This is a genomic window from Xanthomonas sp. SHU 308, assembly GCF_000364645.1.
GTDB classification, from domain to species: Bacteria; Pseudomonadota; Gammaproteobacteria; order Xanthomonadales; family Xanthomonadaceae; genus Xanthomonas_A; species Xanthomonas_A sontii.
In genome coordinates, this window is sequence record NZ_AQOK01000786.1 from 1 (window position 1) to 639 (window position 639).

Below are 639 nucleotides of genomic sequence, written 5' to 3' on the forward strand. Positions count from 1 at the left end.
TCGGGCGCGGCGCTCTCGGGCTTGTTGCAGCCGGTCAGCGCGGCGCTCACGGCCAGGGTCAACAGCAGCATCTTGGGATTGCGAAGGGTCACAGGCAGGCTCCAGGCCGACGTGGATAAAGGAATGGCCCGCACGGGCCGTGGCGAGACTCTACGCCGCCACTGCAGGTTTCAGGGGTGTCGAAGGTCATGGGTGGCCCTGGCCATTGGGCCGCAGGACGGGGTCGCCGCCTGCCGTCGGCAGGTCCGCCGGCGCTGGCTTACCATGCGGCCATGACCCGCGAACCGCCATGCGATGCCCTGATCGTCGGCGCCGGCCACAACGGCCTGGTCTGCGCCGCCTACCTGGCGCGGGCCGGCTGGAAGGTGACGGTGCTGGAACGGCGCGGCGTGGTCGGCGGCGCCGCGGTGACCGAGGAGTTCCACCCCGGGTTCCGCAACTCGGTGGCGTCCTACACGGTGTCGCTGCTGCAGCCGAAGGTGATCGCCGACCTGGATCTGGCCGGCCACGGCCTGCGCATCGTGCCGCGCCGGCGCAACAACTTCCTGCCATTGCCGGACGGACGCTACCTGCTGACCGGCGCCGGCCACACTCAGGCCGAACTGGCCAGGTTCTCCGCGCGCGACGCCGCGCGCCTGC

The 639-nt window shown here is 71.5% G+C and carries 1 protein-coding gene; it reads left to right on the top strand.

The window, feature by feature from the left end:
• Positions 1 to 272 precede the first annotated feature (272 nt).
• Positions 273 to 639: FAD-dependent oxidoreductase (locus D588_RS25775; protein WP_043086526.1), on the top strand; the 367-nt coding region annotated here is incomplete at its 3' end.